The 13,512-nt window shown below is 62.7% G+C and carries 16 protein-coding genes and 1 pseudogene; 8 read left to right on the top strand and 9 right to left on the bottom strand.

Features of this window, described 5'->3' with window-relative positions; genetic code table 11:
- Positions 1-11: 11 nt before the first annotated feature.
- The 3 genes from HOC_RS09670 to HOC_RS09660 form a co-directional block, all read right to left on the bottom strand.
- Positions 12-734, bottom strand: a complete 723-nt coding sequence (locus tag HOC_RS09670) for a P-loop NTPase family protein (RefSeq protein WP_199285882.1) — start codon at positions 732-734, stop codon at positions 12-14.
- A gap of 6 nt (positions 735-740) precedes the next feature.
- On the bottom strand, positions 741-2,198 hold the full coding sequence (locus HOC_RS09665) for a GumC domain-containing protein (RefSeq protein ID WP_035537955.1): 1,458 nt from the start codon (positions 2,196-2,198) through the stop codon (positions 741-743).
- A 119-nt stretch (positions 2,199-2,317) separates the two neighbouring features.
- Positions 2,318-2,587 (bottom strand): SEL1-like repeat protein, encoded by a 270-nt coding sequence (locus HOC_RS09660; protein ID WP_035537954.1) that lies wholly within the window; start codon positions 2,585-2,587, stop codon positions 2,318-2,320.
- 361 nt (positions 2,588-2,948) lie between these two features.
- Here HOC_RS09660 and HOC_RS09655 point away from each other — a divergent pair, with 361 nt between their 5' ends.
- From HOC_RS09655 to HOC_RS09645, 3 genes are all read left to right on the top strand, one after another.
- Positions 2,949-3,890 (top strand): isopenicillin N synthase family dioxygenase, encoded by a 942-nt coding sequence (locus HOC_RS09655; protein WP_035537952.1) that lies wholly within the window; start codon positions 2,949-2,951, stop codon positions 3,888-3,890.
- A gap of 4 nt (positions 3,891-3,894) precedes the next feature.
- Complete coding sequence (locus HOC_RS09650; RefSeq protein WP_035537951.1) at positions 3,895-4,125, top strand: hypothetical protein; 231 nt, start codon at positions 3,895-3,897, stop codon at positions 4,123-4,125.
- An 89-nt stretch (positions 4,126-4,214) separates the two neighbouring features.
- On the top strand, positions 4,215-5,216 hold the full coding sequence (locus HOC_RS09645) for an amidohydrolase family protein (protein ID WP_035537950.1): 1,002 nt from the start codon (positions 4,215-4,217) through the stop codon (positions 5,214-5,216).
- Here the strand turns inward: HOC_RS09645 and HOC_RS09640 are convergent.
- Genes HOC_RS09640 through thiS form a run of 3 tightly spaced genes read right to left on the bottom strand, consistent with a single transcriptional unit; the run spans position 5,195 to position 7,445 of the window.
- Positions 5,195-6,406: a TIGR03862 family flavoprotein gene (locus HOC_RS09640; protein ID WP_035537948.1), complete on the bottom strand. Its 1,212-nt coding sequence runs from the start codon at positions 6,404-6,406 to the stop codon at positions 5,195-5,197. The two genes, HOC_RS09645 and HOC_RS09640, sit on opposite strands and share 22 nt — an antisense overlap.
- Positions 6,407-7,177, bottom strand: a complete 771-nt coding sequence (locus HOC_RS09635; protein ID WP_034739626.1) for a thiazole synthase — start codon at positions 7,175-7,177, stop codon at positions 6,407-6,409.
- 55 nt (positions 7,178-7,232) lie between these two features.
- Entirely contained in the window at positions 7,233-7,445 is a 213-nt protein-coding gene (gene thiS, locus HOC_RS09630) for a sulfur carrier protein ThiS (protein WP_035537946.1), read from the bottom strand.
- A 63-nt stretch (positions 7,446-7,508) separates the two neighbouring features.
- Here thiS and HOC_RS09625 point away from each other — a divergent pair, with 63 nt between their 5' ends.
- From HOC_RS09625 to aat, 4 genes are all read left to right on the top strand, one after another.
- Complete coding sequence (locus HOC_RS09625; RefSeq protein WP_035537945.1) at positions 7,509-7,952, top strand: type II 3-dehydroquinate dehydratase; 444 nt, start codon at positions 7,509-7,511, stop codon at positions 7,950-7,952.
- Between the two features lie 6 nt (positions 7,953-7,958).
- Positions 7,959-8,435 (top strand): acetyl-CoA carboxylase biotin carboxyl carrier protein, encoded by a 477-nt coding sequence (gene accB / locus HOC_RS09620; protein ID WP_035537944.1) that lies wholly within the window; start codon positions 7,959-7,961, stop codon positions 8,433-8,435.
- A 1-nt stretch (position 8,436) separates the two neighbouring features.
- A complete protein-coding gene (gene accC / locus HOC_RS09615) occupies positions 8,437-9,807 on the top strand; it encodes an acetyl-CoA carboxylase biotin carboxylase subunit (protein WP_035537943.1) in 1,371 nt (456 codons plus the stop codon).
- 73 nt (positions 9,808-9,880) lie between these two features.
- A complete protein-coding gene (aat, locus tag HOC_RS09610) occupies positions 9,881-10,603 on the top strand; it encodes a leucyl/phenylalanyl-tRNA--protein transferase (protein ID WP_035537942.1) in 723 nt (240 codons plus the stop codon).
- Between the two features lie 35 nt (positions 10,604-10,638).
- On the opposite strand, the pseudogene HOC_RS22680 reads toward aat, so the two are convergent.
- The 3 genes and pseudogenes from HOC_RS22680 to HOC_RS09595 all read right to left on the bottom strand — a co-directional run.
- A pseudogene (locus HOC_RS22680) lies at positions 10,639-10,992 on the bottom strand (DUF2155 domain-containing protein); the annotation flags it as partial.
- Positions 10,989-11,699 (bottom strand): outer membrane lipid asymmetry maintenance protein MlaD, encoded by a 711-nt coding sequence (gene mlaD / locus HOC_RS21185; protein ID WP_051624693.1) that lies wholly within the window; start codon positions 11,697-11,699, stop codon positions 10,989-10,991. The gene mlaD and the pseudogene HOC_RS22680, both read right to left, overlap by 4 nt.
- A complete protein-coding gene (locus tag HOC_RS09595) occupies positions 11,692-12,084 on the bottom strand; it encodes an NADH:ubiquinone oxidoreductase subunit NDUFA12 (RefSeq protein WP_034739614.1) in 393 nt (130 codons plus the stop codon). Before HOC_RS09595 ends, mlaD begins: the two co-directional genes overlap by 8 nt.
- 185 nt (positions 12,085-12,269) lie before the next feature.
- Between HOC_RS09595 and HOC_RS09590 the strand changes: the two genes are divergently transcribed.
- Positions 12,270-13,418 (top strand): FG-GAP repeat domain-containing protein, encoded by a 1,149-nt coding sequence (locus HOC_RS09590; RefSeq protein ID WP_035537940.1) that lies wholly within the window; start codon positions 12,270-12,272, stop codon positions 13,416-13,418.
- The last annotated feature ends 94 nt before the right edge of the window (positions 13,419-13,512 follow it).

Genomic DNA, 13,512 nt, shown 5'->3' with positions numbered 1-13,512 from the left:
CGGCGCTGATATCAGCGCCGCCTGCCTTCATATTGGCGCCTCGAATTTTGCCCGCCAAAACGTCCGGCAAGGTGAGCATCGGCCCGCATGCGGTTCAACACCACGCCGATCACGCGTCCGCCCTGGTCTTCAATACCGGCCTGCAGGCGCGCCACTTCCTCGGCGCCAGTCGTCTCCGCCTGCACCACAAGAACCACGCCATCGGCTTCCGCCGCCACATCCAGCGCCACGTCAGACCGGTCCAGTGCAGGCGCGTCCATGATGATCCAGTCTGTTGACCGCCGCAGCGCCTGCCACCAGTCAGGCTGTGTACGTAAACGAACACTCTGCCCCGCAGCCAGTCGCTCCGTGCGGAACCGTGTCACGAGCAGGCGCGTCCCCTCCACGGGATGCACCGTCAGCATTTTGCTGCCGCCTCCCAGCGGGGCCGGGACGAGTTCATAGATCGGCTCACACCCAAGCGCGGCGTCGTAGGCCCGCGCGGGCCGCGCCACGCCGCCCGCAAACCCTGTATCGAACCCGCCAAACGCCTCATTCACCCCGAGATCGAGATCCACGAGCCAGGCCGTGCGCGCCGCATGCTCGGCAGCCATCAGCGCGAACGACGCTGCCATGCTGCTCGTTCCCTCGCCGCTTCGCGCTGCCACGAACATCACGCTGCGCGCGCCACGCGCAGACCGCAGGCGCGAAACAGACTGCCAGAGCGTTGCAAGATCAGGCCTCAGGTCACGCATATGCGGTCACACCTCCCGCACGGTTGCGAGCACCGGCAGGTCCAGCGTGCGCTCCACCGATCGCCGCGTCGCAAAACCTGTCCGCGTCAGCGCTTTCAGAAGCCCTGCGAACAGGGCCGCGCCAAGAGCCGCCGCAAAGGCCAGTGCCGCAAGCACAGCCCGTGTCGGCTGAGGCTCGGTGGGCACTGTTGCCGGTTCCAGCACGCGCACATCCTCGCCCTGCCAGCGGCCTGTGCGCTCATCGCCAACGGATGATGTCATCATCTCCTGCTCAAGCATATCGCGCTTGCGCTTCAGCTCATTGTAGCGCGGCGCCAGCGCGGCCAGTTTCGCCTGGCGCTCCTTGAACGCCGCGATCTGCCGGGCCAGGGCCGCCTGCTGGTCCGTCAGCGCCGCCGCTTCGGCTTTCAGGTCGTCTATCGTCGTCAGCATCTGTTCGTAACGCGGGTTCGGTCCCGTCCGCGTGGTGCCAACCGGTTGGTCCAGCGTCGCGATAAAGGCCTCAGCCCGCGCGATCCGCCGATCCATCTCGATCACCTCGGCTGATCCGGGCAGGCTGGTCACCAGCAGCGCCTCGCGCGCCAGCTTCATGTCCAGCAGGGTCTGCCCCGTCGTGTCCTCGACGAATATCTCCTGCTTCGGCCGAATCGAGCGGATCTGGCGGCGATAGGCTGTCAGCTGGCTCTCCACCTGCCGCAACCGGGAATCCGTCGCCAGCAGGTCTTCACTCGCCGCCTTGTAGAGACCGGCCACCGTGTCGCGCTCCGCCTCGAAGCTGCTTAGCCCTTCTGTCTCCAGGAAGGCGCCAATATCAGTTTCCGATTTCAGCAGGCTGCGCTCCAGCACAGTCCGGTCTGGCGCAGGGGCCTCATCGGCCTCCGGCCGCGCCAGCACGTCGGAACGATATTTTAGGTACACGCCGACCATGGCGTTCAGCACTTCGGCCGCCGCTTCGGGGTCGGAATTGCGGTAGCTCACGGTCATCACGGGCGCACTGGACTCGGAATGGACTCGGAAGTCCCGCTGAAGGGCCTCAACACACATCTGTCGGCACTCTGAAGCGAGCCGGGAAAGGGCCTCGGCGTCCCCGCGAAGGGAACGGCTGCGCGCCTCGCAAGCTGCATTGATTTCGGGATAGAGGCGCGACATCGGAAACAGGTTCAGCGCGCGCGTCGCAACCACAGGACTGCGCAGGAACGCCAACTCAGGCGCCACGAGCGCCTTCGGCTCTGACACGCTGGCGCCCGTCACGATCAGCCGTGTCCGCGCCTCATACAGGTCAGGCCGCGACAGGGCGGCCGCCAGGCCGAGGGCGAATACCGGCACAAAAACCAGCAACATCAACCATTTGGCGCGCCAGAACTGGACCAGGACGTCAGCCATACCGAGGCGCAGGCGCGGCGCGGATGTCCGCACCAGCCCATTACCCTCCGGATCTCGGCTGGGGGCCTCGGTCACAGGCATGTCGTTTGCGGCTCCTCATGGCGCATAAGCCATTAGATTCGCACGCGGGCATTTGATATTTCATTAACCTTAACAGCGACATGCAGGCAGCTCGTTCCCCGCCCGGCCGCCAAGGCCGCCTAGTTCATCAGTTTCAGCCACTCGCGGGCTGCCTGAAGGGCTTGCTTGACCTCGTCGGTGCTCATCATTTCGGCCATTTCAGCGCGCTGAGCCTTGGCCTCTTCCGAACCGCGTAGGGCGGCCAGATTGAACCATTTGTGCGCGGCGATCAGGTCGATCTCCACATTGAGACCCGTCGCATAGACGAGGCCCGCCTGGTAAAGTTCTTCCGGAGCGGACTCCGAATGAAGCATCGTTGCAAGGTCGACTGAGTAATCTGCAAAAGGCATTGTCTTATTCCTGTTTTCACCTTGCCGTCGCATCGCCGGGATCATTCCCGTGTCCTGCTCTGGCAACCACCACCCGCCATGTCCGGCGATAGGTACAGATTGGGCTCAGAGATTTGCGTTATGGTTAACAGGGAGCCCCCCAAAGGGGCAGAGCGTTAAGCCCTGCGCGCATTGCGTTAACCCTACCTCTGGTTTCAGGCCCAATAGGCCCGAAATCGTGAATCAGTGCCCGAACGCTATCCGAAAACAGCCCGGATAAAGCCCGAACGATGCCCGGAAATCCTTGCGCGCCCCGCAATTCGGCCCAAGGTGACGACTTGGCCGCATTTTCACGCTGGCAGCTTCGCGGTAGATTTAAGACATGACCGAGTATTTCAAACCGATCCCCTATGCGCTCTGGCGCAAAGACAAGGCCGCCTTCGCCGAGGCGCTGGGCACATCGTTCCGCGAAACAGGCTTTGCCGTCATCGCTGGGCACCCTGTGGACCAGCGTACGATCGACGACAATCTGCGCGCCACGAAGGCCTTCTTCGCCATGCCCGACATTGCGAAGCTCGCTTATGACGGCAAGGCTGGCGGCGGACAGCGCGGCTACACCGCCTTTGCGACCGAGAATGCCAAGGGCGCCGCCAAGGCCGACCTCAAGGAATTCTGGCACACGGGCCGACACCTGCCGCCCAAGTCCCCCTATCGCGAGACCATGGCGGACACGCCCAGCGTTGGCGAGATCCCGGATTTCGACCGCGCCACCCGCGCCCTGTTCGACGCACTCGACGAGATGGGCCGCGACCTGCTGCGGGCCATCGCCCTCCATCTGGAACTCGACGAGATGTGGTTTGAAGACCGCGTCGAGATGGGCAATTCCATCCTGCGCCTGCTCCACTATCCGCCACAGGAAAACCCGCCGCCCGAGGGCACAGTGCGCGCCGGTGCGCATGAAGACATCAACGTCATCACGCTCCTCCTCGGCGCCGAAGAGGCGGGTCTTGAAGTGAAGCACCGCTCCGGCGAATGGCTCGCGGTCAACCCGCCACCCGGCGCCCTCGTCATCAATTGCGGTGACATGCTACAGCGTCTCACGGCGGGCGTCTTGCCCTCCACCACGCACCGCGTCGTCAACCCGGCGCCCGAACGCGCAAAGTTCCCGCGCTACTCGACGCCCTTCTTCCTGCACTTCAACCAGGATGTCGTCATCGAAGCCCTGCCCCAATGCGTCGCCGAAGGCGGCACGGCCCAGCCACCCATCACGGCGCAGGACTATCTCATGGAACGCCTCCGCGAGATCGGCCTCGTAAAGGCATAGAACTATGTCAGAGGTGCGGACGTATGAGTTCTACGTGCACAAAACGGAATCCGACTTCCGGCTGACAGTGCTGCAAGGCGCTCCTTTTCCATCGCAGAGCCGGATTGAAAACTGGGCCCACACCCGAACGCGGTCCGAGGAGGATACCAATCCTGACGTCGTCGCTGCAATTGACGAAATGGGCTACTGCCTGTTTCGCATCGGCTTCAGGTTTGAAGACACGGATCTAAGCTAACCTTGCGCCACCCCTTGCCTCGCCGCCGCATTGCGCCCTGAATAGGGACACAGCTCAGCAGAGGCTGACGGCAAGGCAGGAGGACGCGCATGTTCAACAATACAGAATGGCTCGCACAGGTCCGCGAAGACGTGATCGACCCCGATCGCGAGATCGTCGACCCGCACCATCATCTCTGGCCCAAACCTTTCCTCAGCTACGACCTTGAGGAACTCTGGTCCGACACCGAAGACGGTCACAACGTGGTCCAGACCGTCTTCATGGAATGCGGCTCCTCCTATCGCAAGGACGGCCCGGAACGCCTCAAGCCCATCGGCGAAACCGAGTTCATCGCCGCCGCTGCCGCTCGCTCAGCTGCTGATCCGGACAAGGCCACCATTGCCGGCTTTGTTGGCCATGCAGACCTCCGCCTCGATAATCTCGATGAAGTTCTCGACGCTCATATCGCAGCCGCCAATGGCCTCTTTCGGGGCATTCGCCACGCTGGCGCCTTCGACAAGGACAGCGCCGGATTCGCTATTCCGGGCCGCGCGCCCGAAGGGCTCTATCGCGACTATGATTTCCGGCGCGGCGTCGCCCGCCTGAGAGAGCGCGGTTTCACCTATGACACCTGGAACTATCACCACCAGATCCCGGACTTTGCAGAACTTGCATCAGCCGTGCCTGATACGACCATGATCCTCGACCATTTCGGCACGCCGCTGGGCGTTGGCCCCTATGAAGGCAAGCGCGACGAGAACTTCGCCCGATGGAAAGACGACATCGCCGCCGTAGCCGAATACAAGAATGTCTTCGCCAAGATTGGCGGCCTCGCCATGCCCGACAATGGCTTCGGCTGGAACACGCGCGCCACGCCGCCCACGTCGGATGAGTTCGTCGACGCGCAGGCGCCGTACTACCATCACGCCATCAAGTGCTTCGGGCCTGAGCGCTGCATGTTCGAAAGCAATTTCCCGGTCGACCGCCTGTCGATCAGTTATCGCACGCTATGGAATGGTCTGAAGAAAATTGCCGCCGATTATTCCGAGGCCGAACAGACCGCCATGTTCAGCGGCACCGCGCGCAAGGTCTACAAGCTCGACGCCGTCTGAAGCCAGTCGGCTGCGCCCTCGCCTGCGGCCTTGCCGGTCGCCATGCACGCCGTGATCAGATAGCCGCCCGTGGGGGCGTCCCAATCAATCATTTCGCCCGCGCAGAACACGCCGGGCAGTTCGCGCAGCATCAGCGCATTATCCAGCGCATCCCAGGCTACACCGCCAGTTGTCGAAATCGCTTCGTCCAGCGGCGCCGTGCCGGTAACCTTGATTGGCACGGCCTTGATGAGCCGGGCGAGTGTCACCTTATGGTCCGGCAGCACGCCGCGTGCCGCCTCGTGCAGCAGGGCGAGCTTCACGCCGGATATGCCGAGGCTCTTGCGCAGATGGTTCGACATGGATTGCTTGCCGCGTGGTCGCTCAATTTTGGCGACAATAGCTGGCACATCCATGTCCGGCAGCAGGTCTATTGAAAGCGTCGCCGCCCCGTCCCGGCGCAAGCCCTCGACCAGCGCTGAAGACAGTGTGTAGATGCCCCCGCTCTCAACACCGCGCTGCGTTATCACGAACTCGGATCGCGTCTCCTGTCCGCCCACTGACAGACGGACCGACTTGACCGGCGCGCCCGCAAACTTCTCCTTCATGTGGTTTGACCAATCCGCAAGGAAGCCGCAATTCGAAGGACCGAACGGCACTGTCCGAGCGCCTTTTGCGTCCAGCAAACACGCCCACGCTCCATCCGACCCAAGACGTTTCCAGCTCGCACCGCCCAGCGCCAGAACCGTCGCATCGGGCGCTGCTGTCACCGTGCCTTGCGGCGCATCAAACACCAGCGCGCCATCCGCGTTCCATCCCTTCCAGCGATGCTTCGGATGCAACACAGCGCCCGCGTCCTGCAACCGCACCAGCCAGGCCCGCAACAGCGGCGAGGCCTTCATCATTTCCGGAAACACGCGCCCCGTCGGCCCGGTATGCGCGGCAATGCCAAGCGCCTCCATCCAGGTAACGACTTGAGCTGGCCCGAAAGCCCGCACCATGTCCTGCAATCGCGCATCGCTCCGATAGCGCGACAGGAAAACGTCGATGTCTTCAGCGTGGCTGATGTTGAGTCCGCTCTTGCCCGCCATCAGGAACTTGCGGCCAAAGCTCGGCATCGCGTCATAGATATCGACGCCAACGCCCCGCGCCAACAGCGCCTCGGCGGCCATCAGGCCAGCCGGTCCCGCGCCAATGATGGCAGCGCGCAACTAGATCAGCCCGGCAAGGGGCGAGCTTGGATCGGCATACATCTTCTTCGGCATACGGCCCGCGAGATAGCCCTCGCGTCCGGCGATCACGGCATGCTTCATCGCGCTCGCCATCAGGATCGGGTCCTTGGCGGCGGCAATCGCGGTGTTCATCAACACGCCGTCACAGCCGAGTTCCATGGCCATGGCAGCATCCGATGGTGTGCCAACGCCCGCGTCGACGATCACAGGCACGCGGGTCTGCTCAACGATCAGGCGGATGTTCACCGGGTTCATGATGCCAAGTCCCGAACCGATCAGGCTGCCAAGCGGCATGATCGCGCAACAGCCCGCCTCTTCCAGCATCTTCGCGTAAACCGGGTCATCCGAGCAGTAGACCATCACCTCGAACCCGTCCGCGATCAGCGCCTTCGCGGCGGTCAGCGTCTCCGGCATGTTCGGGTAGAGCGTCTTCTGGTCGGCCAGCACTTCCAGCTTCACCAGGTTCCAGCCGCCGGCCTCACGCGCTAGGCGCAGCGTGCGCACGGCCTCGTCAGCGGTGTAGCAGCCCGCCGTATTGGGCAGGTAGGTGAACTCGTCCGGCTTCACGAAATCGGTGAGAATCTCCTTGCCGGGGTCCGACAGGTTCACCCGGCGCAGCGCCACGGTAACAATCTCGGCCCCCGCCGCGCGCGCAGCATCGGCGTTCTGCTGATAGCTCGCATACTTGCCCGTGCCCACGATGAGGCGCGAGTTGTAGGTTTTTCCGGCGATGATCAACGGGTCTGACATGGGCTTCCAACGGTTCCTGAAGGGCTTCTCTGACGGGTTTTAGCGGCCTTTCGGCTTATCCCCCACCCACAAACTGTACAAGTTCCAGCCGGTCGCCCTCTTCCAGCACGGTAAAGGCATGTTCGGACTTCGGCACGATCTCCAGATTGCGCTCCACGGCCACGCCGCGCGGGTCGCGCCCAGTAAGCTCTGACAGCTCTTCCACCAGCATCGCGACGGTCATTCCCGGGTTCACCTGCCGTAGCTCGCCATTCAGGGTGATCTGCATGTCTACTCGCCTCCCGTTTGTGCCCCCTTGCCTTGCCGGGCGTTCCAGAGCAAGACGGGGTCCATGTCAAAACCGATATATGTTCTCGGTGGGCCAAACCTCAACCTGCTCGGTACGCGCGAGCCGGAGATCTATGGCCACGAAACCCTCGAGGGTATCCATACCCGCCTGCGCAGCCTCTCCGGCGACGTGCCCCTTGAGGCGCGCCAGACCAACCATGAGGGCGAACTTGTCGACTGGGTTCAGGAGGCTTCGGCCAAGGGCTCAGCCGTCATTCTCAATGCTGGCGCCTATACACACACATCTGTGGCCTTGCATGATGCCCTCAGGGCCTGCAAAGTACCGGTCATTGAAGTGCACCTGTCCAATCCGGCGGCGCGCGAAGCCTTCCGCCAAGTGAATTATGTTGCGCCTGTTGCAAAAGCTACAATTGCGGGCCTTGGTGCCTATGGTTATGAGCTCGCGCTTCTGGCAGCCAAGTCCCTGACGGGCCAAGGAGATAATTAGCACCCCATGAGCACTGCAAAGACAAAACTCGACACCGGCCTCGTCCGGGAGCTGGCCGCCATCCTCCGGGAAGCCGACCTCGGCGAAGTTGAAATCGAGCACGAAGGCCTGCGCATCCGCGTCAGCAAGCCCGCCGCGCCCGTGATGCAAACGGCCCAGTACGCCGCTGCACCGGCGCCTGTCGCCGCTGCACCGGCTGCTGCCGCACCGACTGCTGCCGCTGCAGCGCCCGCAGCACCGGCCGTTTCCGACAATGCGATCAAGTCGCCCATGGTCGGCACCGTCTATCTCGCCCCAGAACCCGGCGCGAAACAGTTCTTCAATATCGGCGACAAGGTCAAAAAGGGCGACACGCTCATGCTGGTCGAAGCCATGAAGACCTTCAACCCCGTCGAGGCCGACCGGGCCGGCACGCTCACGGCCCTCTATGTTACCGACTCCCAGCCGGTCGAATTCGGCGAACCGCTAGCCCTGATCGAATAGCATGACTGAGCCCCGCACGATAAAGAAGGTCCTCATCGCTAATCGCGGTGAGATTGCCCTGCGTATCCACCGCGCCTGTAAGGAAATGGGCCTGTCCACGGTCGTCGTGCATTCCACGGCTGACCGCGACGCCATGGCCGTTCGCCTGGCCGATGAAAGCGTCTGCATCGGCCCGCCGCCGTCGTCCGAGAGCTATCTCAAGAAGTCCCAGATCCTGGCAGCTGCCGAAATCACCGGCGCCGACGCGATCCACCCCGGCTATGGCTTCCTGTCCGAGAACGCCCAGTTTGCGGAAATGGTTGAGGCCCACGGTCTCGCCTTTATCGGCCCGACGGCCGAGCATATCCGCATCATGGGCGACAAGATCGCCGCCAAGGTCGCGATGATCGAAGCTGGCGTGCCTTGTGTGCCCGGCTCCGAAGGCGCGCTGACCTCCATTGCGGAGGCCAAGAAGGCCGCCAAGAAAATCGGCTTCCCGGTTCTCGTAAAAGCCTCTGCCGGCGGCGGTGGCCGCGGCATGAAGTTGGCCCGCACCGAGGCGGACCTCGAAAACGCGGTCAAAACCGCCAAGACCGAGGCGAAGGCCGCCTTTGGCGATGACGCCGTCTATCTCGAGAAATATCTCGAAGGCCCGCGCCATATCGAAGTTCAGATCATTGCCGACACCCACGGCAACGTGGCCCACCTCTGGGAACGCGACTGCTCCCTGCAGCGCCGCAACCAGAAAGTCCTCGAAGAAGCCCCTTCGCCAGCCCTCAATCAGGCCCAGCGCGAAGAGATCGGCAACATCTGCGCCAAGGCCATGAAAAAGCTGGGTTATCGCGGCGCCGGTACGATCGAGTTCCTCTATGAAGACGGCAAGTTTTACTTCATCGAAATGAACACCCGTCTGCAGGTCGAACACCCGGTCACAGAAATGATCACCGGCATCGACCTTGTGCGCGAGCAGATCCGCATCGCCGAAGGCAAGAAACTGTCCTTCAGCCAGCAGGATGTCATGCTGGTCGGCCACGCCATCGAGTGCCGCATCAATGCCGAGCACCCGGAAACCTTCGTCCCTTCGCCGGGCCTGATCACGGATTTCCATGCGCCGGGCGGCCCCGACGTGCGCCTCGATAGCGCGGCCTATGCGGGTTATCGCATCCCGCCCTATTATGACTCGCTGATCGGCAAGCTCATCGTGCACGGCCGGACGCGCCGCGAATGCATCATGCGCCTGCGCCGAGCCCTGTCGGAAATGGTTGTTGGGGGCGTCTTCACCACGCTCGACCTGCACCGTCGCCTCGTCGAGAATGATGATGTCCTTGCCGGCGAGTACAACATCCACTGGCTGGAAAAATTCCTCGCCGAGAACAAGATCACCGCTGAATAGGTCGCAAGGCTTGTCCACAGCTGGCGCCGTCTGCCCCATGGACAGGCGGGCCTGAGGGACTCATATTCCGGCCATGTCTTCGCGCTTTGGAACACAGGACCTGCTCGCCTGCTATCGCCGGGGTGTCTTCCCCATGGCGGACTCGCGCGACGATCCGAACCTGTTCCTTGTCGACCCGGACATGCGCGGCATCCTCCCTCTGGACGCCTTCCATATACCCCGCCGCCTGAAGCGGACGGTCCTCAAGGACCCGTTCCGTGTTACCGCAGACACCGCCTTCACGCGCGTCATGGAGTTCTGCGGCGAAGAAACAGACGGGCGCGAAAGCACCTGGATAAACTCCGCAATCCTCAATCTTTACAGTGCGCTGCACCGCGAAGGACACGCCCACTCCATCGAATGCTGGGACGGTGACCACCTCGTTGGCGGGCTTTATGGCGTGTCGGTGGGAGGAGCGTTTTTTGGCGAGAGCATGTTCTCGCGCGCAACGGACGCGTCAAAGATCGCGTTGGTTCATCTGGCGGCGCGTCTGATCGCTGGTGGCTATACGCTGCTCGATGCGCAGTTCCACAATCCGCATCTGGAACAGTTCGGCCTGATCGAAATCCCACGTGCGGATTTCAAGGCCCGCCTCCGCGCAGCCCTGACAATCGAGGGGAACTTCTATTCCGGTGTCGGCTCGGTGTCGTCTACCGGCGGCGCGTCTTCGACCATCGGCTCGTCCGACGAAGCGGCGTTGCGCTCAGGCAGTTTCACCGGATCAGGCGCCGTGCAGCGGATCACCCAGACGTCATAGACAGGGTGCTCAAGCGCGCTGAGGCCCGGCGATGAGGCATACATCCAGCCGGAGAAAAGCTCCGGGTTCTCGTCACTAGACGTTTCAACCTCGCTGGCATCAACAGCGGCTTCCATCGTCTCGACAGCCACTGGCTGGGTCGAATGGATCTTCAGGAACGCCGCGCTTTCGGGCGCCTCCTCAGGCGGGGTCTGATAGCAGGCTTTCAGCTCGACCTTCAGCGAGCCGAATACGACCGGCTCTCCCACCTTCACTTCGATATCCGTCGACCGGCCGGTGATCTTGTCCAGCGCCCGCAAGGTCGCCCTGTCCTTCTGCGCATAGGTCGCAGCATGAGCTGCGCCGATGAGGCCAAGGCCAAGAGCCGTTGCGGCGAGGAATCGGATCATTGGCCATCATCTCCAGAAGGCGCAGGATAAGGATCATCCGCCGGGGCGGGATAAGGGTCAGCTGCTTCAGGCTCGCTGTCAGTTTCCGGTGCCGTGGCAGGCTCCGCCTTCACAGGCTCAGGCGCTTTTTCAGCCGCAGGCTGCTTCTTCGGCGCAGGCTTTGGCTCTGCTGCGGGCTCAGGAGCCGCTTCCGCAGGCTCAGCAGGCGCTTCAGCCGCATCGGCATTGTCACCACCACCACCACCACCACCACCACCACCACCACCACCCGCAAACGAAGCGAACAGGGTCAGCAGGTCCACGCTACCGCGCGTATACTGGATTTCACCGGTGCCATCCTGCGGGATAACATCATAACCGCCACCTGGCTCGAGGCCGATATAGCTGCCGCCGAGGAGGCCATCGGTCGAGATCCGCGCATCCGTGTCGTCCGGCAGCTCCCACTTCTTGTCGAGCGCCAGTGTCAGCACGGCTTCGAAACGTTTGGGGTCGCCCTCGATGGATTTCACAACGCCGGCCTTCACGCCCGCGATGCGCACATCGGAGCCGCGCGAGATACCGGACACATTGTTGAAGCGCGCAATCACGGTGTACTGGTCACCGCTCGCTTCGGCATCGCCGCCTACGGCCAGCGCGAACCAGAGGAAGACGGCCGCAACCGCGACAACGACTGCCCCGACGAGTGTTTCAAAGATCGATTCACGCATCTGGGGTCCATGCCTCATAGTCGCCGTCAGACTTCTGGCGAACGCCGCTGGCGCCCACGCTGCCTTTCGGCTTCACGGCATAAGGGGTGCCGGTCATGTTCGGTGTGTGATCCGTTTCCCAGTCGCGCCGCTCCAGCGGCATATGGGTCGGCGGCTGGTCCACGGTGTGGTGCAGCCAGCCGTGCCAGTCAGCCGGCACTTTCGACGGCTCGGCGAGGCCTTCATACATCACGTAGCGGCGATGGCGGCCTTCCAGCGAGGTCTTGCGCTCCTCGAAATACTTGTTGCCATACTCATCGGTGCCGACATAGCCGCTGCGCCGCTTGATGTCGAAATTGGCGCCGACGGTATTCCCGTTCCACCAGGTGAAAATGTGCTTCAGCATCGTAGGCCTGTCCTGACGTGACTTGATGGCGGCAATATGGCGCCAGTCGGCCTGTTAATCCAGACCGCCGCGGCAGGCAATGCGCCGCATGGCCGGATTGCACCGCATTGAGGCCTGCCATGGGTGACGACAGGGCCGATGTCGGATAGCGTCTGGATAACGCCAAGACTGTGAAAGGGCCGCCAATGTACGGATCATTCAAGGCCGCTGGACTGTTCGCAGTGCTCCTGTCAGTCGCGTGTACCAGCGCACCAGCAACCGCAGATACGACTGCAGATGCCCCGCAACTGACCTATCGCAATTCGCCATTTTTCATGTTCGACAGTCCCGACAGTTTCAGTGCGAATATCGGACTGGCCGACGTGGACAATGATGGCGATCTCGACGTGCTGGTGGCCAATGGACGCCACTGGGCACAGCAGGATTATGTCTACCTGAACGCCGGTAATGGACGCCTGCTTGAAGCCCGGCCAATTGGCGACACGATGGGCCCCTCCTACATCGTGCTCGCGGGCGACATCGATGGCGACGGAGACATGGACGCCGTGATGATTCGCGATGTCCTGCCCGCTCAATCGTTCATGAATGACGGCACAGGAAGGTTTTCCTTCGCCGGGCTCGTCGAGGGCACGGGCGGCGCAGCACGCAATGCGATCCTGACCGACCTCAATAAGGATCAGACCCTCGATATTGTGATTGCCCGTCGCGGCGGGACAAACCTGCTGGCGCTGGGCCGGGGCGACGGCACATTCGAGGCCGCCACATCACTCGAAGGGCCTGAGGACGGCGCCACCGGTCTTGCGGCGGCTGATATTGATGGAGACGGCGACGTGGACCTCGCCTTTGCCCGTCGTGACGACAATGAAAGCCTGATCCTGCTGAATGACGGCGCGGCGGAATTCACGGCCCGCCCGCTGCCGAACAGCCGCGGCGACCATCGCCAGGCCGTCCTCGCTGACCTGACAGGCGACGGCCACGTGGATCTGCTGCTCTCAGCCATAGGCGCGGAAAACCCCCTCTTCGTCGGCGACGGCACGGGCAATTTCACCCTTGGCGGACACGTTGGCTCGGCAAGCGAGGTGACACAGGCGCTCGCGGCAGCAGACCTCGATGGCGACGGCGATATCGATATCGTCGTCGGGGCTGGCGAAACCTCCAATGCCGTCTATTTCAATGACGGAAACGGCACGTTCGCCGCGCTCCCGCTCGATGACGAGGCTGAGGACACATATGGGGTCGCGATAGGCGACATGGACGGCGATGGCATACCCGACCTTGTTTTCGCCAATTCCGAGGCGCCCAACATGGTTATGACCGCACGGCGGCAAAAATAATCGCGCAAATTTCGGACCGATCCCTGTATTTGCCGACGTTTGACGTTGAAGCCTGACCTTCCAAGGGTCACGCTGGCAGAAAGTGATTCGCGAA

The sequence above is a fragment of the Hyphomonas oceanitis SCH89 genome (assembly GCF_000685295.1).
In the GTDB taxonomy this organism is placed as follows: Bacteria; Pseudomonadota; Alphaproteobacteria; order Caulobacterales; family Hyphomonadaceae; genus Hyphomonas; species Hyphomonas oceanitis.
Note: the sequence above shows the minus strand (reverse complement) of the source record. Positions and strands in the feature narration are given on the sequence as shown.

Bases quoted from the DNA above. Each gene is read 5' to 3' on its own strand.
- HOC_RS09670 (WP_199285882.1), bottom strand. From the start codon at position 734: ATGCGTGACCTGAGGCCTGATCTTGCAACGCTCTGGCAGTCTGTTTCG.
- HOC_RS09665 (WP_035537955.1), bottom strand. From the start codon at position 2,198: ATGCCTGTGACCGAGGCCCCCAGCCGAGATCCGGAGGGTAATGGGCTG.
- HOC_RS09660 (WP_035537954.1), bottom strand. From the start codon at position 2,587: ATGCCTTTTGCAGATTACTCAGTCGACCTTGCAACGATGCTTCATTCG.
- HOC_RS09655 (WP_035537952.1), top strand. From the start codon at position 2,949: ATGACCGAGTATTTCAAACCGATCCCCTATGCGCTCTGGCGCAAAGAC.
- HOC_RS09650 (WP_035537951.1), top strand. From the start codon at position 3,895: ATGTCAGAGGTGCGGACGTATGAGTTCTACGTGCACAAAACGGAATCC.
- HOC_RS09645 (WP_035537950.1), top strand. From the start codon at position 4,215: ATGTTCAACAATACAGAATGGCTCGCACAGGTCCGCGAAGACGTGATC.
- HOC_RS09635 (WP_034739626.1), bottom strand. From the start codon at position 7,177: ATGTCAGACCCGTTGATCATCGCCGGAAAAACCTACAACTCGCGCCTC.
- thiS (WP_035537946.1), bottom strand. From the start codon at position 7,445: ATGCAGATCACCCTGAATGGCGAGCTACGGCAGGTGAACCCGGGAATG.
- HOC_RS09625 (WP_035537945.1), top strand. From the start codon at position 7,509: ATGTCAAAACCGATATATGTTCTCGGTGGGCCAAACCTCAACCTGCTC.
- accB (WP_035537944.1), top strand. From the start codon at position 7,959: ATGAGCACTGCAAAGACAAAACTCGACACCGGCCTCGTCCGGGAGCTG.
- accC (WP_035537943.1), top strand. From the start codon at position 8,437: ATGACTGAGCCCCGCACGATAAAGAAGGTCCTCATCGCTAATCGCGGT.
- aat (WP_035537942.1), top strand. From the start codon at position 9,881: ATGTCTTCGCGCTTTGGAACACAGGACCTGCTCGCCTGCTATCGCCGG.
- mlaD (WP_051624693.1), bottom strand. From the start codon at position 11,699: ATGCGTGAATCGATCTTTGAAACACTCGTCGGGGCAGTCGTTGTCGCG.
- HOC_RS09595 (WP_034739614.1), bottom strand. From the start codon at position 12,084: ATGCTGAAGCACATTTTCACCTGGTGGAACGGGAATACCGTCGGCGCC.
- HOC_RS09590 (WP_035537940.1), top strand. From the start codon at position 12,270: ATGTACGGATCATTCAAGGCCGCTGGACTGTTCGCAGTGCTCCTGTCA.